The 19,234-nt window shown below is 38.7% G+C and carries 18 protein-coding genes and 1 pseudogene; 8 read left to right on the top strand and 11 right to left on the bottom strand.

Going from position 1 to position 19,234, the window contains the following annotated elements; translation table 11 throughout:
- Window positions 1-28: 28 nt before the first annotated feature.
- On the bottom strand, window positions 29-3,988 hold the full coding sequence (locus AC0T5Z_RS08225; RefSeq protein ID WP_435337071.1) for a DUF3418 domain-containing protein: 3,960 nt from the start codon (window positions 3,986-3,988) through the stop codon (window positions 29-31).
- Between the two features lie 374 nt (window positions 3,989-4,362).
- On the opposite strand from AC0T5Z_RS08225, the gene ahpC reads away from it, so the two are divergent.
- Together ahpC and AC0T5Z_RS08235 are read left to right on the top strand one after the other, a co-directional pair.
- Window positions 4,363-4,926, top strand: a complete 564-nt coding sequence (gene ahpC, locus AC0T5Z_RS08230; RefSeq protein ID WP_004973058.1) for an alkyl hydroperoxide reductase subunit C — start codon at window positions 4,363-4,365, stop codon at window positions 4,924-4,926.
- A 297-nt stretch (window positions 4,927-5,223) separates the two neighbouring features.
- Window positions 5,224-5,430 carry a KTSC domain-containing protein gene (locus AC0T5Z_RS08235; RefSeq protein ID WP_291341254.1) on the top strand — a complete coding sequence of 69 codons (207 nt, stop codon included), beginning with the start codon at window positions 5,224-5,226 and terminating at the stop codon, window positions 5,428-5,430.
- Between the two features lie 87 nt (window positions 5,431-5,517).
- Here the strand turns inward: AC0T5Z_RS08235 and AC0T5Z_RS08240 are convergent, their stop codons facing one another.
- Window positions 5,518-5,739 carry a DUF1653 domain-containing protein gene (locus tag AC0T5Z_RS08240; protein WP_291341252.1) on the bottom strand — a complete coding sequence of 74 codons (222 nt, stop codon included), beginning with the start codon at window positions 5,737-5,739 and terminating at the stop codon, window positions 5,518-5,520.
- A gap of 142 nt (window positions 5,740-5,881) precedes the next feature.
- Here AC0T5Z_RS08240 and AC0T5Z_RS08245 point away from each other — a divergent pair.
- Together AC0T5Z_RS08245 and AC0T5Z_RS08250 are read left to right on the top strand one after the other, a co-directional pair.
- Window positions 5,882-6,213, top strand: a pseudogene (locus AC0T5Z_RS08245) (transposase); the annotation flags it as partial.
- 275 nt (window positions 6,214-6,488) lie between these two features.
- Complete coding sequence (locus AC0T5Z_RS08250) at window positions 6,489-6,833, top strand: hypothetical protein (protein ID WP_435337070.1); 345 nt, start codon at window positions 6,489-6,491, stop codon at window positions 6,831-6,833.
- An 88-nt stretch (window positions 6,834-6,921) separates the two neighbouring features.
- Here AC0T5Z_RS08250 and AC0T5Z_RS08255 read toward each other — a convergent pair whose 3' ends face one another.
- The gene (locus AC0T5Z_RS08255; protein ID WP_291335027.1) at window positions 6,922-7,437 is read right to left on the bottom strand and encodes a hypothetical protein; all 516 of its coding nucleotides are present in this window, start codon (window positions 7,435-7,437) and stop codon (window positions 6,922-6,924) included.
- 158 nt (window positions 7,438-7,595) lie between these two features.
- Here AC0T5Z_RS08255 and AC0T5Z_RS08260 point away from each other — a divergent pair, with 158 nt between their 5' ends.
- Complete coding sequence (locus AC0T5Z_RS08260; protein ID WP_291334907.1) at window positions 7,596-8,642, top strand: NAD(P)H-dependent flavin oxidoreductase; 1,047 nt, start codon at window positions 7,596-7,598, stop codon at window positions 8,640-8,642.
- An 85-nt stretch (window positions 8,643-8,727) separates the two neighbouring features.
- On the opposite strand, the gene dusB is transcribed toward AC0T5Z_RS08260, so the two are convergent.
- Entirely contained in the window at window positions 8,728-9,753 is a 1,026-nt protein-coding gene (gene dusB, locus AC0T5Z_RS08265) for a tRNA dihydrouridine synthase DusB (protein ID WP_435337069.1), read from the bottom strand.
- A gap of 83 nt (window positions 9,754-9,836) precedes the next feature.
- On the opposite strand from dusB, the gene AC0T5Z_RS08270 reads away from it, so the two are divergent.
- Together AC0T5Z_RS08270 and AC0T5Z_RS08275 are read left to right on the top strand one after the other, a co-directional pair.
- Window positions 9,837-11,042 carry a DUF1615 family protein gene (locus AC0T5Z_RS08270; RefSeq protein WP_435337068.1) on the top strand — a complete coding sequence of 402 codons (1,206 nt, stop codon included), beginning with the start codon at window positions 9,837-9,839 and terminating at the stop codon, window positions 11,040-11,042.
- Window positions 11,009-11,656, top strand: a complete 648-nt coding sequence (locus AC0T5Z_RS08275; protein ID WP_435337067.1) for an HAD-IB family phosphatase — start codon at window positions 11,009-11,011, stop codon at window positions 11,654-11,656. The genes AC0T5Z_RS08270 and AC0T5Z_RS08275 overlap by 34 nt, the downstream gene beginning before the upstream one ends.
- 52 nt (window positions 11,657-11,708) lie before the next feature.
- Here AC0T5Z_RS08275 and AC0T5Z_RS08280 read toward each other — a convergent pair whose 3' ends face one another.
- From AC0T5Z_RS08280 to AC0T5Z_RS08310, 7 genes are all read right to left on the bottom strand, one after another.
- Window positions 11,709-13,397 carry a hypothetical protein gene (locus tag AC0T5Z_RS08280; protein ID WP_435337066.1) on the bottom strand — a complete coding sequence of 563 codons (1,689 nt, stop codon included), beginning with the start codon at window positions 13,395-13,397 and terminating at the stop codon, window positions 11,709-11,711.
- A 12-nt stretch (window positions 13,398-13,409) separates the two neighbouring features.
- Window positions 13,410-14,108, bottom strand: coding sequence for a PulJ/GspJ family protein (locus tag AC0T5Z_RS08285; RefSeq protein ID WP_435337065.1), 699 nt, complete (start codon window positions 14,106-14,108; stop codon window positions 13,410-13,412).
- A 14-nt stretch (window positions 14,109-14,122) separates the two neighbouring features.
- Window positions 14,123-14,563 (bottom strand): PulJ/GspJ family protein, encoded by a 441-nt coding sequence (locus AC0T5Z_RS08290; protein ID WP_435337064.1) that lies wholly within the window; start codon window positions 14,561-14,563, stop codon window positions 14,123-14,125.
- On the bottom strand, window positions 14,544-14,987 hold the full coding sequence (locus AC0T5Z_RS08295) for a prepilin-type N-terminal cleavage/methylation domain-containing protein (protein WP_435337063.1): 444 nt from the start codon (window positions 14,985-14,987) through the stop codon (window positions 14,544-14,546). The genes AC0T5Z_RS08290 and AC0T5Z_RS08295 overlap by 20 nt, the downstream gene beginning before the upstream one ends.
- A complete protein-coding gene (locus tag AC0T5Z_RS08300; RefSeq protein WP_435337062.1) occupies window positions 14,981-15,430 on the bottom strand; it encodes a type IV pilin protein in 450 nt (149 codons plus the stop codon). The genes AC0T5Z_RS08295 and AC0T5Z_RS08300 overlap by 7 nt, the downstream gene beginning before the upstream one ends.
- Window positions 15,431-16,033: 603 nt before the next feature.
- Window positions 16,034-17,128, bottom strand: coding sequence for a fatty acid desaturase family protein (locus tag AC0T5Z_RS08305; RefSeq protein ID WP_291334924.1), 1,095 nt, complete (start codon window positions 17,126-17,128; stop codon window positions 16,034-16,036).
- Between the two features lie 13 nt (window positions 17,129-17,141).
- Window positions 17,142-18,212, bottom strand: coding sequence for a ferredoxin reductase (locus tag AC0T5Z_RS08310; protein ID WP_435337061.1), 1,071 nt, complete (start codon window positions 18,210-18,212; stop codon window positions 17,142-17,144).
- 154 nt (window positions 18,213-18,366) lie between these two features.
- Between AC0T5Z_RS08310 and fabR the strand changes: the two genes are divergently transcribed.
- Window positions 18,367-19,044 (top strand): HTH-type transcriptional repressor FabR, encoded by a 678-nt coding sequence (gene fabR / locus AC0T5Z_RS08315; protein ID WP_291334928.1) that lies wholly within the window; start codon window positions 18,367-18,369, stop codon window positions 19,042-19,044.
- Window positions 19,045-19,234: the final 190 nt, after the last annotated feature.

Consider the following 19,234-nt stretch of genomic DNA (forward strand, 5'->3'; position numbering starts at 1 on the left):
AAAACTCCTTCTAGAAATTACTTATATCTTAACTGATTCCGAGCTTTTCCCATACTTTTTGCAGCCGAGTTGCAGAAATTGGCATTTTGGTTTTCATGGGTTGAGAGAACAGCGATATGCGTAATTCTTCTACCATAAAGTACAATTCCTTAAGGCGGGCATCTTGTTTGTGTTTGAACAATTTGTCCATCCAAGGGTCAATTTGGGCGATGGCAGCATCGTCTCTTTGCAAGTTGTTGGGTAAGCGGTCTAAACGTAATAACAACGCTTTCAAATAGCGCGGATATTCGCTCCACACCTCTACAGGCTTGCTATACACAAAGTCTGCCAGATGCATTAAGTCCAGTTGATCTTCAATATCATCTATATTTTTGGCAAAAATTGTTTCATCAAGCATCAATAGCTGACGACGAATATCTTGCCAAGCAATATAAATTTCATTAAAGATACGTAGCGTGGTTTGACCATGACTGAGGAAAGACTTTTTTACCTCAAGCTGCAAATTTTGAAACTCTTTCAGGTTGACTGGCAAGTCACTAATAATGCTTTGCAAGGTTGCATAGATCAACATTTGCTCAAGTTGTGCTTTATCACCCAAAGGTGAATACGCCAAAGCCAACGGTTTGGCAATTTGTTTTTTCAGTTGGCGTGATAAATCACCCAATTGCACATACAGCAAACGAATCACCCCTTCACGGTGCTGACGAATCGCCTCGCTCTGATCATTGAAGGTTTGAATCACCACACCCGATTCATCTTTTGGTAAAAGTTCTGCAAACGCTTTGCTTGGTACCAACGCCTGATATTGCTTAACCACTACGCCCGTAACTTTTTGCGAGGCTTCGAATACAAATCGTTCAGGAAAGGTTTGAAATTCTCCGTGCAACTGCTTTACAGGACTATGCGTCTCGGTATGGCAACGCGCTTTTAATTCAGATAAATCACGACCTTGTTCAATCACCCGCCCTTTTTCATCTAACACTTTAATGAACGGCAATAAATACGCATCTACCCGCTCGAAGCTAAAGTCTTTTTCGCTGATCTGCTCTGCACGTAATTGAAATGCCAAATAGCTAAAAATATGCTCACGTAAATTTACCGCATCGACACGTTGTCGCAATTTTCGGGCTGTGTCTGGAATAGGCACCAAATGACGACGCTTTTCCTTCGGCAAGGTTTTGAGCAAGGCTTCAATTAAATTTTCACGCCAGCCTGGAATGCCCCACGACCAGATATTTTCATCAACTTGTGCCAAGGCTTGCACAGGAATTTTAACGGTTGCACCATCTTCATCATGGCTTGGGTCAAAACGGTAACTGACCGCTAAGCGCAGCTCACCATTACGTAAATAGTCAGGAAATTGCTGCGTGGTCGGGCGATCATTCAACCAAAGGGCATCATCTTCCACAAATAAATAACGTGGATTTTGCGGCTCAACCGTAGCACGCCAATCTTCAAAGGCACGTCGGCTTGCCACTTCTGCTGGTACTTTGGCAGCATAAAATTGATAAATAGTTTCTTCATCGACTACCAAATCACGACGACGTAATTTATCTTCAACCCGTTCAACTTCTTCTAGTTTAAGCAGGTTGTGTTTTAAAAATGGAGGCGCAATACCTAAGTTGCCTGTGGTTAACGCATCGCGCAAGAAAATTTCATGTGCGGCTTGCTGATCGACCTTTTCGTAATTTACAGGACGTTTTGGCTCGATAATCAAACCAAACAGCGAAATCTGATCATAGGCATTCACCACACCTGCTTTTTTAGACCAATGTGGTTCAAAATAATGATGTTTCAGCAAATCACGTGCGGCCAATAAAATCCATTCAGGTTCAATTTTTGCCAAGGTGCGCAGATACACTTGCGAAGTTTCTACCATCTCAAATGCCATAACCCACGGCGTATTAGTTTTATGCAAAGTCGATGCAGGGAAAATACGCGCTTTTTGTTGGCGCACCGCCATGAACACATTGCGTTCATCGGTTTTATTAGCAATAAAAGAGAGCAAACCTGTTAATAACGCCCGATGCAGATTTTCATAACTGGCTTTTTTTTCATTAAAAGACAGATTTAAGCCACGCGCCAAATCCACCAATTGTTCATGGGTTTTCTTCCATTCACGTAAACGTAGCCAACTTAAAAAATGCTGGCGGGCAAAATTACGACGTTTGTTTTCACTCATGCCGTCACGGTTTTCGTGTAAAGTTTCCCAAAGCTTTAGATAAAATAAAAAGTCGGAATCTGCTTCACGGAACAAAGCATGTTTTTGATCGGCTTGCATTTGCTTGTCTGCAGGACGTTCGCGCGGGTCTTGTACGGCCAATGCCGCTACAATAATCAAGACTTCATTTAATACCCCAAAATGCGCACCGCCTAAAATCATGCGTGCCAGTCGTGGATCAATCGGCATTTTTGCCATTTGCTGACCAATTTTGGTTAGGCTGCTGCCTTGAAGCTCGCCTTTATTAGAACTGGATTTAGCGGTAGTGTTGGGGTTTGAATCTTTCTCTTGCGTAGCAGAGCTATTCATTCTTTCTATAATAGGGGCTTTCCCCTTCTCAATCATCGCACCCAGTTCAATCAACAGCTTACGACCATCATTAACCAAACGATGATCTGGCGGCTCAATAAAATCAAAATCTTCGAGCGAGCCCAAGCCCAAACTTTGCATTTGTAAAATGACCGATGCCAAGTTGGTGCGTTTGATTTCAGGTTCGGTAAACTCTGGGCGACTTAAAAAATCTTCTTCGGAATACAGGCGAATACAGACGCCTGGCGCAATACGACCACAACGTCCTTTTCGCTGATTCGCTGCTGCCTGAGATACTGCTTCAATCGGTAAGCGCTGCACCCGTGAGCGGTAGTTATAACGTGAAATACGTGCAAAACCACTATCAATCACATAGCGAATATTGGGTACAGTAAGCGCAGTTTCAGCAACGTTGGTGGCAATAATAATGCGACGTCCACCACCTGAAGGATTAAAGATTTTTTGTTGTTCTGCCAAAGCCAAACGCGCATACAATGGTAAAATTTCAGTATGACGTGGCCCATGTTTGTATAAGGTTTCTTGCAGTTCCCGGATTTCCTGTTCGGTACTGGCAAAAATGAGAATATCGGCATGCTCGGGATGACCTTTTTCCTGTGCATCGGCAAAACATTCTTCTACCGCTTGCACCACTGCGCGTGGCAAGTTTTCTTCAAAGTCATCAAATTCATCATCATCACTCCCACCAATGCTTAATTCAGAAATGGGGCGATAACGCACTTCGACAGGATAGCTGCGACCTTCGACCTCAAAAATTGGGGCGCCATTGAAGTAATTACTGAAACGCTGCACATCTAAAGTTGCAGAAGTGATAATGACTTTTAAATCAGGACGACGCGGCAAGAGCTGCTTTAAATACCCCATGATGAAGTCAATATTTAAAGAACGCTCATGCGCTTCATCTATAATAATGGTGTCGTATTTATTTAAATAACGGTCATTGGCAAGCTCTGCTAACAAAATACCATCGGTCATTAAACGGACAATTGAATCTTGTGAACCCTGTTCATTAAAGCGAACTTTAAAGCTGATGGACTCGCCCAACTTTTCGCCAACTTCTTCAGCAATACGCTGGGATACACTACGTGCAGCAAGACGTCGTGGCTGAGTATGACCAATTAACCCCGTTAAACCACGACCTGCCAGCATGGCAATTTGTGGTAGCTGTGTGGTTTTTCCTGAACCTGTTTCACCCGCCACAATAATGACCTGATGTTGCTGAATTGCAGCAATCAACTGCTCTGCAGATTGAGTCACGGGTAAATCTTGATTCAACTTGATATTGGGAATGCGCTGCGCGCGCGCCAACACTTTTAAATTAGATTTTTCGAATAATTCCTGATATTGCTTTGGATTGGCATCTTTGCCTTTTCGTAGTCGATTTAAACGATGACGATCACGCGCCAAAACGAGGTGGTCTACATTTAAATGACTCTGCACAGAATACGCTTCCTAACCAAAACACAAACGCGTATTTTACGCTGTAATGCCTTTGAGCGAAAGAACAGTGATTTAGAATGCGTATTTAAAAAGTTTTCAATCCATCCTTGAATTTCAAAATTTCATCCCCATATAGATGTATGTTCACCAATTGCTGAAATAGGTTGTATTTGACCCTGAGAAAATAGGTTGTCATTCAATCATCATCATTTTGAGGCCTAATAAAGACTCAATAATGCTGTGATGAAAGTTACGCTTTTTACATACTCATTTGTTTTTCCGATGCTAGTAATGTAAAAATACCATTTCAGCAATAAAACAAAATTAGATACTCTATTGCTAACGAAATACAAACCTTAATCATGGAGACAATGATGAGCTTAATTAATACTGAAGTTAAACCATTTAAAGCAAATGCATACCACAACGGTCAATTCATTGAAGTAACTGAAGCTGACCTTAAAGGCAAATGGTCTGTAGTATTCTTCTACCCTGCGGACTTCACTTTCGTTTGCCCAACCGAGCTTGGTGACCTTGCAGACAACTATGCAGAATTCCAAAAATTAGGCGTTGAAATCTATGCAGTTTCTACTGACACGCACTTCACGCACAAAGCTTGGCATGATTCTTCAGAAGAAATCAAAAAAATTCAATACGTAATGGTTGGCGATCCAACTTGGACGCTTTCTAAAAACTTCGAAGTATTAATTGAATCTGCTGGTCTTGCTGACCGTGGTACTTTTGTGATTGATCCAGAAGGAAAAATCCAAATCATCGAAATCAATGCTGGCGGTATTGGCCGTGATGCTCAAGAACTTCTTCGTAAAGTTAAAGCAGCTCAATACGTTCACGCTCACCCAGGTGAAGTATGCCCAGCTAAATGGAAAGAAGGTGATGCAACTTTAGCACCATCTATCGACCTAGTAGGTAAAATCTAAGTTTTAGATTCAACCACTCAAAAAACCACGCAACCTTGCGTGGTTTTTTTATGCCACAAATCATGAAAAAGTAGCAATAATGAGCAGGCGCACCTCCTCTTTTATATCGCTGAAGATAAAAATAACTTCTGCAACACGCTTCTATTTATCTTTTGTAATTTTGTTCAAAAATGCACAATAATCCAATAAATCTGAGATTTACAATTCTGTAATACTTTTTAGCAAGCACTTCACTTATGTTCAAAATAAGCAGATTTATTCTGTGAAAAATAATATAAAAAGATAAAGGAGTTGCTTATGAGTAAAACACTTGCCGTGACATCCTGGACATACAGTGCATCTTCACGTTATTTAAAAATATTTTACGAAAACGGCTCTGGGGATTTATTCCATCCTGTACCACAATTTATTTATGACAACTTATTAAGACGCAGTGATAAAGCAGCTTTTGTGAGTAAATATTTAGCATACGATTTAAGCTTTAACCGTATTTCCATTCAATAATTTATTTCATTAAACTTTGCGCATCTACACAACGATCCAATCTAAAATAGATTGGATCGTTTTAGATTGGTAAATGACCTCAAATATTTATTGCACTTCCTGAATCAATTTAAAGCGTTCTTGTTCACGGTCGTCATCCAAAGTAATACGCTCTTTGAACATCTCAAGCGGTCTGACCCAAATAGAATAATCGCCATATAAGCATTGATAAACCACCAATTTTTCTTGGGTTTCACTGTGTGTTGCCACATGCAGTACTTGATATAACTGCCCTTTATAATGTTGATATATCCCTTTTTTAAGCATCAAATTCCCCAAATTGCATTTAAAGATTAAAATAAAATCTGTTTGGCATCGCAAAGCCAATATTTAACGTGATACATCTTATTAAAAATTGGCTTTGTTGCACAAACCTATCTCTAAGAGGCTTATTCCACAATATAATTTTCAAATGAATAAACCTACACCTAAAATTTATCGTACAACCCATTGGTGATCACATAACCGAGCTCTCATTCATCGGAGAAATATTGCCATTTGGTTCGATCCTGCTACGCAATGGTATGCTTCAGAAAAAGGTAAACAAGGACGAAATCAAACCTACTCCGACGCAGCCATCCAATGCTGCTTAATGATTAAATCCTTATTCCGTTTATCTTTACCTATGGTCATTGGCTTTGTAAAAGGTCTGATTAAATTTTGCGGATGAGCAGTCCCGAATATCAGTGATATTCGTACACCACGCTTTGTAGAAGACAAAAGCATATTGATAGTGCTATCAACTAAAAAAATTAGCGATGCGCCATATTGCATAAATATTTTGCAAGATACTGATATTTTAAAGGTTCTTTTAAATTTTAATAAAAACAAATATAATAAAATGATCATGTTAGGTATTTGTTCAACAAAGCCAAATCTCGATTTAAGTGCTCAAAATGCAATGATTTGCCAATAAATCCATTACATTATTTGAACAATTTTTAGCATCCAATTGATTATTTTTTGGTTATATTCGCAGTATCCCATCTTAAGTGGATGTAAATAAAGGAAACATGATAATGAATAAACTACTTATTGCTTTAGGTCTTGCTGCTACTGTGGCACTTGTAGGTTGTGCAAAAGAAAAAGCACCAGAAACAGGGGCAACTACGGGTGAACACTTAGAAAACGCTGCAGCTCAAGCGGCACATGATGCTGAAGATGCAACTCATGAAGCTGCTGCCGCTACAGCAACAGCTGTAGATAATGCAGCGCAAGCAACTGAAAACGCCGCACACAATGTTGCAACTGCGACAGAAAATGCAGCTGATGCGACTGTACAAGCCGCTAAAGATGCAACTGCTGCTACTGCAGGTGCAGTTGAACAAGGTGCTGCAAATGTGAAAGAAAAAGCACAACAATAATTGAGTTGTTAAAAAAAAACTCCTGAGCATGCTCTTAGGAGTTTTTTATTTAACACGATTTAAACAATACACCCAAATCCTGCCGAAATTACAATGCAGCTTTTAAATTACAACCATAGCCCATGGTTTGTTGTACTTGGCGGTAACTGGTATAACGATTCAAAATAAAATCATAATAAGATTCGGCATTGGCAAAATTTGCAACCAAATTTTCCTGCTCTGCACGCGCTAATTTTACATCTTTAAGTAAATCTAGATTGTAATGTCCTAAGCGATATAATTCGGCAAAATAACCATTCATCATGTCGCAATAGGCAATTTTAGTCGACTTTAAAGCAGTACTCGCGACCAAGTGCTGACTCAAAGTTTGTAAATTATTCACATCTAAAGGGAATTGATGCGCAAATGCGATATTCTCGGCTTGTTTAAATTGTTTGAAGTCTTGCGCCAATTTGGCATTTAAAGCATCTATACGTTGCTGCAATGCTGCTGCATCCTGTACCTGATATTGCTTTGAGTCAATATTTTCTTGAGTTTTCTGTGGATTGCTACACGCAACTAACCCACACATCACAAGCAAACCACCATAAACGAAAGGCTTCATTAATTTACTCATCAATTCACACATCAGGCTTATTATGCCTGAAAGCATCTGAAATTTTATGATATTGCTCATCTTAATATTTCATAAGAAAATGACGTATATGATTTGCCAATCAATCTAGAGTTGGGCAAAGTAGATAAAAACATGGAGTAAATAATATGACCACAATAGAACAACTGAATATAAAGCATCCTATTTTTCTTGCTCCAATGGCTGGCGTTTCTACCCCCGAACTTGCAGCCGAGGTTTCTAATCAAGGTGGTTTGGGCTCACTCGGTTTAGGTGCACATACCGTCGATGCTGCACGTGAGCAAATTTTACGCACTCAAGAATTGACCGATTTTCCATTTCAAACCAATTTCTTTTGCCATGAAACAAGCCCATTAGATGAAGTCGCTGCACAAGCGTGGATTTCATATTTTGAGCCAATCTTTGAACGCTATGGCGCAACTGCACCAAGTCAACTGAATTGTATTTATCCAAGTTTTAAAGATCATGATGGATATTTAGATCTTGTTCTAGAAACTAAACCGCAAGCGGTCAGTTTTCACTTCGGGATTCCACATGCACATCAAATTCAGGCTTTAAAAGATGCAGGGATCATTACCATGGTTTCAGCAACCAACTTAGCCGAAGCTCAGGCGATTGAAGCAGCTGGAATTGATATTATTATTGCTCAAGGAATTGAAGCTGGTGGACATCGTGGAATTTTTAACCAATCTTTTGATAGTGCAATTAAAACCAGTGATTTAGTACAACTCATTCGTGAAAACAGCACCCTACCATTAGTAGCAGCTGGTGGCATTATGAATGGTCAGCAAGCACAGTTAATGTTGAAATTGGGTGCCTCTGCAGTACAAATGGGTACAGCTTTTGTACAATGTAAAAGCTCTAACGCCAATCCAGCTTATCGACAAGCTTTATTTCAGCAAAATATTACTCAAATTACCGATAGTATTTCTGGACGTCCTGCTCGTGGTTTAATTAATCATTGGCATACACAGGTTGATACTCCAGATCGTTTAACTGTGCCCACCTATCCGTATACCTATGATCTTGCAAAACAGTTGCATGCAGCAGCCGTAACACAAGGTGAACAAGGTTATGCTGCTTTTTGGGCAGGGAGTAATGTGAGTCAGATTCGTGAATTAGAAGCCGCAGATTTAATTAATCAGTTAGTTTTGGAAATGATTCACGCACGCTAAATATAGGCACAGAAAACTCAACTGTGTATCATGCTTGAGTTTATATTTTAGTTTCAAATAAGCTAAAGCATATATTTGCATGCGACTACTTTGTGTCTAACAAATTCACGGTTTCAACCTGCACATCACTCATGATTTCACCATGCGAGAGTAACTGATTAAAGTAATCTTGCACTACTTTATATTGTTCTGCTGTGCTTTCCACTCGATACATATTTTGACGAAATTCATTACTGGAACGTAAACCTTTGGTGTACCACGCAATATGTTTACGTGAAATTCGACAACCTGAATATTCCCCATAAAACTCATAAAGCTCGGCTAAATGCCCCAATAAGACTTTTTGAACTTCTGCAATACTCGGTGCGGCAAGCAACTCCCCTGTTGCTAAATAATGTGCAATTTCCCGAAAAATCCACGGACGTCCCTGTGCTGCACGCCCAATCATAATGGCATCTGCACCTGTAAAGTCCAAGACATATTTGGCTTTTTCAGGACTATCAATATCACCATTGGCAATCACAGGAATATTGAGCATGCTTTTCACTTCTTTAATCAGTGAATAGCGCGCTGTGTTTAGATACATATCTTCGCGAGTACGGCCATGTAATGCTAATGCAGCGATGCCTGCTTGTTCTGCGCGTTTGGCAACCCGTAAAATATTTTCTTGCCCATTCAAAAAACCTAAACGGGTTTTGAGTGTGACAGGCACATCTACCGCTCCAACAACGGTATCTAAAATGCGCGCCACCAAATCTTCATCTTGCAATAAAGCAGAACCTGCCAGTTTATTGCAGACTTTTTTAGCAGGACATCCCATGTTAATGTCAACAATTTGCGCACCATTAGCGACTTGATAACGCGCGGCTTCAGCTAAATCATGCGGGTCCGAACCAGCAATTTGTGCGGAAATTGGCGCCAGTTCGCCATCAAAATTAGCACGGTACAAACTTTTCTTACTCATGCGCAGGGTTTTGTCTGAAGTCATCATTTCACTAACAGCATGCCCAGCACCAAAGTACTTGCACAGGGAACGAAACGGTCTATCTGTGACGCCCGCCATAGGGGCAACAATCAAATTATTTGACAGTTGATAGGGACCAATATACATATATATTCTTAACTTTAACGATTGGCATAGTATACTGCATCTGCCCTTTGGGCTCATCCTTTTGGAACGAGTTTCCCTTATCTATGAAAGACACTGTATTCAATTCTTTGATGAAATCCTTCAGCGTGCTGGTTTTATCACTCAGCTTGGCTGCATGTGGAGATAGCGCTTGGTGGTCTAAGAACAATGAGCCAACCCTTGAAGCAGAACAAATTCGTAAACTTATTCCGAATCGGGTCAGTGAACGCAGTGCTTGGGCAAAAGATATTTACGATATTTCAGAGCAATTAGGCATTCCACAAACCAAAGAAAATATGTGCACCATTATTGCCGTGGTGGATCAGGAGTCCAACTTTGTAGCCGACCCTCAAGTCTATGGCTTGGGCGAAAAAGCAGTTAAAGAAGTACAAGACCGTTTGGATGAGAAGTTTAAAGATAAATTGGGCGACGCCATTGGCGGTACGGTCGCAGGCTATTTTCAGGATGTACTAAAAAACCACCCAAGCCCTGATGATAACTATTTAAGCCAAATGCGTCGGGTAAAAACCGAACGTGAATTAGACGAATTGTATCGTGAAATTTTTGACTATATGGCCAAACATTATCACGTGTCTGCGCTAACAGGTGCTGCCAAACTGTTTGGACAAAATATTGGCGAAAAACTTAATCCAATTACTACTTTAGGCTCGATGCAAGTACATATTAGCTATGCCAAAGAGCATAAACGCCAAAGCGGTAACATCGCAGAGTTACGCAGCGATCTATACACTCAATATGGCGGATTATATTACGGGATTCATCGCTTAATGATGTACCCTGCCGATTACGATCAACCGCTATACCGTTTTGCTGACTATAACTCTGGCATGTATTCGAGCCGCAATGCCGCATTCCAAAGCATGCTAAATGATTTAACTGAAGCAGAATTAGATTTAGATGGTGATTTGCTGCTTTATGCTAAAGATGGTAGTGTGCGTAATGCAAAGAGTGAATCAGAACGTGAATTAATTGCTGTTTTTGCCAAACATAATATTCTAGTCACCCCACGCCAAATTCGTGCCGACTTAAAAAAAGAAAAAGAAAAGAAATTTGAAGACACTGCGACTTATCTGGCTGTCACTAAACTGTATAAAGCTCAAACGGGCAAAGAGCCATTTTATGCCACGATGCCGCAAGTGGTCATTTCAGGGCCTAAACTGAGTCGAGATTACAACACCAATTGGTTCGCAACACGAGTCAATGGACGTTATAAAACATGCATGCAAAAAGCCAAAAATATAAAAATCTAGCCCTATTTGATTTTGATGGAACCCTGTGCAGCAAAGATAGTTTTACAGGGTTTATTTTCTATGCTTTATCTAAGCGGCATATTTTTAAGCAAGGACTTAAAATCTTGCCTTGGATTCAGGCCTATTATTTAAAAGTCTATCCTGCACATGCCATGCGTCCTAAATTGTTTAATGCCATGTTCAAAGATGCAAGTACAGCTGAAATATTAGTGCTTGCACAGCGCTACGCAGTAGATTCAATGCATGACCTTAACCCACAACTATTACAACAATTAAAGCAGCATCAATTCAATGGTGATGATGTGGTGATTGTTTCCGCCAGCGTGGATATTTATTTGCAATATATTTGTCAGCAGTTAAATGTCGATTTGATTTGTACTGAAACAGAAATTGAGAATCTGCAATTTACAGGGCGATATTCAACACCTGATTGCAGTCGGGAACAAAAGCATATACGGATTTTAGAACAATACGATTTAAAAAATTATGCTGCTATTTACGCGTATGGCAATAGTGATGAAGATGAAGCCATGCTGAGTTTAGCGACTTATTCTTATATGGTTGGTGCTGATCATCCATTGCCAGAAATTGTAGCTTATAAAAAACTGGCTTGATTTTAATAAGTGAAATAAAAAACCCACAATTTGAATTGTGGGTTTTTTTAAGTTACATGTAGCGGATGCCTTTAGTAGTAAAAGTATTATTTTTAATAGGTATAACGTTACCACTGGCTTTAGTTTGACCTAATTTGATTGTAACATCACCTTTCATTTCAGTTAAATCCATGTCTTTGGCAACAATTAAATTACCTATGACTTCAATTTGACCAGTACCAGCGAACTTTCCAGAAGCCTTACCTGTATTACCAGCTCCTTTGGAGCCAATTAAATTACCAAATAATTTTGTTTGAGTTTGATTATCTGCATGAACAACAAACCCTTCATCAGCCATTCCAATTAAAGTGAAAAGACTAGTAGGATATTTAGAAGTATCTTTTAAAAATATATTGTCCACCGCTAAAATATCATCATACTTCACAATATCATTTACTTGTTGCTGAGTAAAATCTTTACATAAATTTACAGGACGCTCTGAATTAAGACAAACCTCCGACAACCTTACTTTCATCGTAGCTAATTGAGAAACAAGTAATTCTGCCCTTTTTGCGCCTAACGACGACTTTTGCGCCTCTGTTAGATTATTACCATTTGAATCTTTGCCAGTTTTTAATTGCTTATCTATCACCAAAATCTGTGCTGTAACATCTGTTGCAACGATATAATCATAAGGTGAAAAAACATTTAATTCACCTGAACTACTACTTGCATCTTTTTCAATCGTTAAATTTCCAGTCGTAATGATTGTATTTCTAAAATATTTCGAGCTATCATTTTGTGAGTTTGGTAAGCGTATTACTACATCTCCATCAAACCAAAATATTCCATCAAATTTCTGACCCATTTTAATTTTACTTTTAATCAGTTTATCGACATCTACTACCCAAAAACTCGTATTGCCAGAACTTTCACGTGTGATAGCATATTTAGTTACAAGTGTATCCTTACCTTTGATCTTTTCCAGAACCTGGTCATAATAAGGGCAGTCAATTACTTTAGCAGAGTTTTGCAAATTCGTATTTTGCTTTTCACAACTAATAGTAGTGCCGGTATGCTTAAAAATATAATTTGCATGTGCTTTCATATCAATTGCAGGTATTAAATCCAGCCCACCATCAAATTTATTTACTTTAATCCCATCTGTCTCAGGTTGATAATCAACTACAGTTTTTCCATTACTTAGGTAAATATTACCTGATTGAAGCCCTTCATTTATATTTGCACCAACAGATATTGCTACATTTTCAGTTAATGCTTGAAGCGTTTCTTTCTTTTGAACTTTCAAACCTCCCGCAAAAACTGAACCCTCATGTGCAGATAATCCTTCTCCTTGAACTATAATAAGGTCAGTTCTTAAAATCGCGGTAGCGCCACCACTTTTACCTACAATATCAAAACAGTAGCGACCAGCCCCACAAGAAACTCTTGTAAATTCAATAACCTCTGAACCACCACTTACAGTGCCCGTTTCAATTTTATCAATATTGATTGTACTCTCTTTTTTTAAATATTTGACTAAAGCGTGATAGCCTATCATGGCTTGCATTTGCGCCTGAGTCTGCGCATGGGTCGTGGTTGCACTAGATTGCAAGTTTCGCATTGTCGACATATAACCCACAGTCAATACTGTTAGGGACAAACCCACCAATACAATAAACAGCAGAGAGGAAACGCCTGCTTGTTTTATAAAAGAAATGCTGTTGCTTATATTTCTTTTCATATCTATAACATTTTGCATGACTAATCCTCCCTATTTAAAGTTAAATAGGCATGTAGTATTTTCAATTTTTTGTGCAGCAGTTTCGGTACTTGCCGCATAAGTATTCGTGGTAATAATTATCTGATACTTACCAGGGTCTAAATCAGCATCATTCACAATACCAAATGGCCAACAGTCTTTTTGAATGACCTTAATTGTCATTGCACCAATTTTGTTCCCAGCAGCTTTACTTGCTTCAAACTGAATATTTTGGACAGCATCATTGATTTGGATTAAACGCTCAACTGGATCAGTTGTTACATTCGGTTTTGACAAATTCGTACAGTCATAGCCCGTGCCTTTTCCATAAAGCAACAAACCATTACTTACATTTCGTAATGCTTGACACTTATCCGTCGCAACTTTCCAAACTAGATATTCAGCATTATCTGTACTTGATGCTGTTACGTTATAAGTATCTGAACCATTTTCTTCCAATTTATATGCTTTTAAATTTGTGCCGTAACTAGACGTATCACCAAAACCAATACCTTGCAAAATCCGGTCTGTCGCAATTAAACCCAGCATCATACTGCTATCACTTTGTGCACCCAATGATGCTTCAGCAGTCACTTTACCTGTTGTCACAAATGCGCGTAGCATTGCCAAAATAATGATGATCGAAAGTGTCAAAGCGATCAAAATTTCAATCAAAGTGAAACCACGCTGTGAAAGTTTTAAGCTGTGCATGTTCTTTACTCCTCTCACGGTGCTATTTCAACTGGAATAGGCACATTCCAATGCGTCGTAGAATCAGTTTTTTCAACCACTTTTACAATTGGCGATACAACTGTAACTTCACGATCAACTGGAGTTACAATAACATTATTGCCATTATCCTTAGTGATTACGTTGTAATCCTTTGTTTGCACAATACAATTTACTGTTACTTTTTTTCCTGCCACATCTAAATCAACATTATTGGTACAACCACTGCCAGCAGAGCTTTCAAGGTACTGCCTCATTTGATTCACGGTGTGTAAATGTAAATTTTGATCACGATGCAAAACTGCAGTACGACCAGAAATATAAGCTGCACCCAAACCAATAATTGCCATAAGTAACATAGACACTAACACTTCAATCAGTGTTACGCCTTGTTGATACTTAGATATCGCAGAAGTTTTATAATGTTCCTGATGCATTGTTACCACCTCCGCTTGCAGCTATATTGTAATAAGTGCAACTACCGGTACGTAAATATCCATTATTATTCAATGTTAGTTGCTGATGCCCTGTAGTACAGCCTATTGATAGTGTTACTGTAATGGTAGGAGATATTACTGCTTCCCAAATGACATCATTTTTACTGTTTATAACTTCAATCTTTTTATCTGTATTATTCACTTTTAAAGTGGCTGCAACATCATCCCCTTTCACTGCATTCGGGTTACGCAAAGCTTCATTTTTAGCGCGGGAATAAGCTTCCAAAAACTCTTTTTCCGTTTTGGTAATTTGCTGATTGGCCACCCAAGCCCGACCAAGTGGAAAAATTGCTAAAGCCAATATTGCAAGCAAAGCAATTCCTATCATCAGCTCGATGAGTGTCACACCACGTTGTCTTACCATGACGTTAACCCACCACAACCAGATGATTTTTCAAATTTGCGTTCGTTTTTGTTATCTAAAGTCATCTCACAATTTGCATTACGATCTTTACCCGTAGCTTTTAGCTTGTAGGATGTTGCTGTGACACTTTCAATCGTGTAATCAAAAGTTTCAGTACTCGGAGACCAAGCACCTGCATATGTTTTTGTTGCATTAGTTGTAGTTGTTTTACCACCAGCCAGATCAGGATATTTTAAGTTTCGCTGATACATACTTTCTAAAACCAAACTTAAAGCAACCAAATCTGATTGCGCACTACGTGCCTTAGCTTTGGTAATATAATTTGAATACATTGGCATTGCGATTGCAGCAAGAATGGCTAGAATGACCACAACAATCATGAGTTCGATAAGCGTAAAACCTGATTGTTTAGACTGGCAACCTGAGACACTTTTTTTAGACATTATATTACTCTCTTCACAATCGGTACGTATATATATAATAAAGTAACACAAATAAGCGTATATATAATTTGTCTAAATGCTCATTTCACTTGCATAATCATAGAACCATTCACTACAACTAAAATTCTAGTGCATTTTTAAGTATCACTACAAATCTAAAATAATTAGCCAAAATCGAAAAATATTACGTTATAATATATCAAAATATAAACTATATAATTCAATGTTTTAAAATATTAAAAAATTATGATGTGATATACATCACACTTTTTTTGATATGGAGTGATATTTTGCTTGCCATACCTATACAGAGTATAGGTTTTTATTTTTAAAGTTATTTAAATTCACAATTGCAAAAAATACCAAAACAGCGCTTTTCACATTGTTATTTTTAAATAAAATCCTACAAAAAATTACACAATTTTCCCTACCATTAGTTATGGGTATATCATGTACCAAAGCGGTCTTATCTCTCTTATCAAATTGCAATCATGCATAAAAAAAGCAGCTCATGTTAGAGTTGCTTTTCATGGATTTATCTAAATGCGTTTGTTGCGATTTGATTAATTCACTACAATAACGACCTCAAAAGAATAACACTGTTTACTTCTTAAACGGAAAAGCATATTTCACAATACGTTTAAGCACACTACCGTACTGTTTAACTAAGCTCGCATTGTTGTAGTTCAAGCCATATTTTTCACACACCGCTTGTACTTTTGGTGCCATTTTACGATAGCGACGTGCAGGAATATCTGGGTATAAATGGTGTTCAATTTGGTGGCTCAAATGCCCTGTCAAAATGTGAAATGCTTCAGAACCTGTAAGATTCGATGAACCACGAATTTGACGCATATACCAGTGACCACGACTTTCGTTTTGCATCACAGACTTTGGAAATACTTCTACATCCTTTGTAAAGTGACCGCAGAAAATAATACTGAATGTCCAAATATTACGAATCCCATTCGCAACCAAATTACCTGTAAATACTGGCAGAGCTGATGGGCCAGCAATTAGTGGGAAAAACACATAGTCTTTGAACAATTGTTTGCCAATTTTCTTCTGCATTGGCTGCCATTCTTTTTTAGCTTGGGCTTTGCTTTTACGACCATTCAAAATTTTACCAATTTCTAAATTCTGAATTGCGACACCCCATTGGAACAATAAGCAGAACGGAATACTGTATAAAGGTTGCAATAAATAGCCCGATCTCCAACGCTGTTCTGGAAACAAACGCACTAAACCATAACCAATATCATCATCCATACCTTTAATATTGGTATAAGTATGGTGTTTAAAGTTATGGGTTTGACGCCAGTTATCTGAAGTACCTACCGTATCCCATTCATAACTTGCACCATTGAATTTAGGATCATTCATCCAGTCATACTGACCATGCATGACGTTATGACCTAATTCCATGTTTTCCATAATTTTGGCAAAGCCCAATAAGCCTGTACCCAAAACCCATGCTGGCGGGAACCAACCAGCGAACAATAATGCACGACCCGCGATTGAGCTATAACGAATAGTTGAATAAACACGGCGGATGTATTTGGCATCTTTCTCGCCAATATCATCCAAAACTTCTTGTTTAATAGCGTCTAATTCACGTGCAAGCTCATCTAATTCAAATTGAGTGAGTTCACGGTTTTTAGGATTGCGAAAGTATTCTATTTTCACTGGCATATTCATAATCGGAACTCGCTTATAAATCAATAATTAAATCTGTTTGTGCTGAGTTAACACATATTTTTAACTGGTTATTTGGTTCACTATTTTGAACGCTATCCACCAAGTTTTTTGTTGAGCCTTCAGCTTTGTTACATACGCATTTATGGCAAATACCCATGCGGCAACCATATTTCGGTTTGATATTTTGCTGCTCTAGGCTTTCTAAAATTGATTTTCCTTTTGAAATGGTCACAATCTTTTTAGATTTGGTTAAGGTTACTTGTACCAAGCCCACATCATCCCCTAAAACAGGACTCATGCTAAAAGCTTCAGTTTTCACCACGGCAGCTTGAGTAAACAGTTGCTCTACCTGAGTGGTAAATCCAGATGGACCACATGCAAATACGGTGCTCTGATCCATATTTGCCAAGTCTTGTAGATGTTCCGCATTTAAACGACTGTGTTTCAAACTCGGCTCTTGGGTATAAAATACTTGAAATGTAAAGTTAGGAAATTGCTCTGCCCAAGCTTCGAATTGTGCTTTAAATGCTGCATCTGCAAAGGTTTTAACCCAATATAGCAAATGAATTGAAGTACTATCCAAACGGCCTGACTGCGCCAAATTCTGAATGAAGCTGTACATTGGCGTAATACCACTGCCCGCTGCCAATAAAATTAAAGGCTGCGTTTGAGCAGGCAATTGCATGTCGCCATAAGGTACACCAAATTCTAATGCGTCGCCCAACTTAGCCTGCTCAACCAGCCATGTACTGACTTTACCCTGATCGACCTTTTTCACGGTCAATAAAACATGTTGTGCATCTAACTGAGTCAAACTATAAGTTCGCTCATAGCGTACACCTTGAATGTTTACATAAACTGGATGATGCTGACCTGCTGCACCCATTTGAAACTTTTTATTGACTTGTAGTGTGAGACTCACCACATCTTTTGCGGTTTGCTCTTTTTTTACAATTTTGCCGAGTGACTGATTCACCGACCATAAAGGATTTACTTTTTGCAACCAGAAGTTTGCTGCATAAGGGTCTAACACAGCCGTTGCAAGACTGCTAAGGGGAGATTTTCTTTTTTCAGTTAGCTGCATGATTCAGCACCACCCGATGAAATTTTAATTATTATACATATGTATATATATTTGTATATACACTTGTATTGTTTCTAATCATTTCACAAGTACTAGCGCAGCCGCTATAATGCCTCTAAGCTTATAAATTATTGAAAATATGACTCAACCTGCCATGAAAACAAACCATGATGTGACTTTCCCAGAATCTGAAACGGTTCGTGAGCCTCTTGTCGTGCGTACGGTTGGGCGAAAAGCCACCATTACCAAACAAGAGCTATTTCAGGCAGCATTAAATTTAATTGGCCCACAGAAAAGTATCGCCTCGTTAAGTTTACGTGAAGTTGCACGTGAAGCAGGCATTGCACCAAACAGTTTTTATCGTCATTTTAAAGATATAGATGAACTTGCGATTGAACTGATTGATCGTGCAGGAGTGGTGTTGCGTCAAATTCTGCATGAAGCACGTTTAAAAGCATCAAAACAAAACAGCATTATTCGCAGTTCGGTTGAGGTATTTATTGAACAACTAGATACCGATGAAGGCAATTTAAGTCTGCTATTACGTGAAGGTTATACAGGTTCAACCTCGTATAAACTTGCTGTTGAGCGCCAGTTGAATTATTTCCAGCAAGAATTGCAGGATGATTTAATTCGTTTGGAGCGTCTAAATAACAGTAAATTGGCACATCCCGACATTGCAGCTAAAGCCATTACACAACTAGTATTTAATATGGGCGCTAAAGTCATAGATATGCCGACTGCAGCACGTAAAGAAACCGCCGAACAAACCATGATTATGATTCGTATGATTTTAGAAGGTGCACGTCATTTAGATGAAGCGAAAATCTGATAAATTCTAGTTTATCCCTTCCTATCCAAGCTACTTTGTCCATTTAAAGCTGCTTTTTTTATTTTGGACGCATCTATTTTCATCTGCCACATATTTTTTACAACCAAAAATTGCACGTCACTTTATGACGCTGAAATTCGACAAGTCATGCTGAATTTTTTAAGATGCTATAGCAATAACAACAAATACG

This window comes from Acinetobacter pengchengensis (genome assembly GCF_982235305.1).

Excerpts from the sequence above, each read along its gene's own strand:
- AC0T5Z_RS08305 (WP_291334924.1), bottom strand. The coding sequence starts at position 17,128 with ATGAATATGCCAGTGAAAATAGAATACTTTCGCAATCCTAAAAACCGT.
- AC0T5Z_RS08255 (WP_291335027.1), bottom strand. The coding sequence starts at position 7,437 with ATGAAGCCTTTCGTTTATGGTGGTTTGCTTGTGATGTGTGGGTTAGTT.
- AC0T5Z_RS08270 (WP_435337068.1), top strand. The coding sequence starts at position 9,837 with ATGAAAGACACTGTATTCAATTCTTTGATGAAATCCTTCAGCGTGCTG.
- AC0T5Z_RS08295 (WP_435337063.1), bottom strand. The coding sequence starts at position 14,987 with ATGGTAAGACAACGTGGTGTGACACTCATCGAGCTGATGATAGGAATT.
- fabR (WP_291334928.1), top strand. The coding sequence starts at position 18,367 with ATGAAAACAAACCATGATGTGACTTTCCCAGAATCTGAAACGGTTCGT.
- AC0T5Z_RS08250 (WP_435337070.1), top strand. The coding sequence starts at position 6,489 with ATGAATAAACTACTTATTGCTTTAGGTCTTGCTGCTACTGTGGCACTT.
- ahpC (WP_004973058.1), top strand. The coding sequence starts at position 4,363 with ATGAGCTTAATTAATACTGAAGTTAAACCATTTAAAGCAAATGCATAC.
- AC0T5Z_RS08280 (WP_435337066.1), bottom strand. The coding sequence starts at position 13,397 with ATGCAAAATGTTATAGATATGAAAAGAAATATAAGCAACAGCATTTCT.
- AC0T5Z_RS08310 (WP_435337061.1), bottom strand. The coding sequence starts at position 18,212 with ATGCAGCTAACTGAAAAAAGAAAATCTCCCCTTAGCAGTCTTGCAACG.
- AC0T5Z_RS08235 (WP_291341254.1), top strand. The coding sequence starts at position 5,224 with ATGAGTAAAACACTTGCCGTGACATCCTGGACATACAGTGCATCTTCA.
- AC0T5Z_RS08300 (WP_435337062.1), bottom strand. The coding sequence starts at position 15,430 with ATGTCTAAAAAAAGTGTCTCAGGTTGCCAGTCTAAACAATCAGGTTTT.
- AC0T5Z_RS08290 (WP_435337064.1), bottom strand. The coding sequence starts at position 14,563 with ATGCATCAGGAACATTATAAAACTTCTGCGATATCTAAGTATCAACAA.
- AC0T5Z_RS08260 (WP_291334907.1), top strand. The coding sequence starts at position 7,596 with ATGACCACAATAGAACAACTGAATATAAAGCATCCTATTTTTCTTGCT.
- AC0T5Z_RS08285 (WP_435337065.1), bottom strand. The coding sequence starts at position 14,108 with ATGCACAGCTTAAAACTTTCACAGCGTGGTTTCACTTTGATTGAAATT.
- dusB (WP_435337069.1), bottom strand. The coding sequence starts at position 9,753 with ATGTATATTGGTCCCTATCAACTGTCAAATAATTTGATTGTTGCCCCT.
- AC0T5Z_RS08275 (WP_435337067.1), top strand. The coding sequence starts at position 11,009 with ATGCATGCAAAAAGCCAAAAATATAAAAATCTAGCCCTATTTGATTTT.